Annotated in this window: 1 protein-coding gene; it reads left to right on the forward strand. The window is 69.6% G+C overall.

All coding sequences use genetic code 11. The features are described 5' to 3' along the window. The coding region (locus GVL03_RS21215) for a hypothetical protein (RefSeq protein WP_159502747.1) at positions 1-408 on the forward strand (408 nt) is incomplete at both ends.

Consider the following 408-nt stretch of genomic DNA (forward strand, 5'->3'; position numbering starts at 1 on the left):
TGGGAGAACCACGCGGAGATGGACGCGGCCCGCAAGGCGTTCTATGAGTTCCACTCCTGCTTCATGGAGCCGTGGGACGGTCCCGCCTGCGTGACCTTCACCGACGGCACGCTGATCGGGGCGGTCCTTGACCGCAACGGCCTGCGCCCGGGCCGATACTGGGTCACCGACGACGGCCTGGTCGTCCTCGGCAGCGAGGCGGGCGTGCTCGACATCGCCCCCGAGAACGTCGTGGAGAAGGGGCGTCTGTCGCCGGGGCGGATGTTCCTGGTCGACACCGCCTCCGGGCGCATCGTCTCCGACGACGAGGTGAAGTCGGCCCTCGCCGACGAGCATCCCTACGGGGCGTGGCTGTCCGAGGGCATGGTCAACCTGGCCGACCTGCCCGAGCGCGAGCACATCCTGCAC

Source organism: Microbacterium sp. 18062 (assembly GCF_902706225.1).
Taxonomy (GTDB): domain Bacteria; phylum Actinomycetota; class Actinomycetes; order Actinomycetales; family Microbacteriaceae; genus Microbacterium.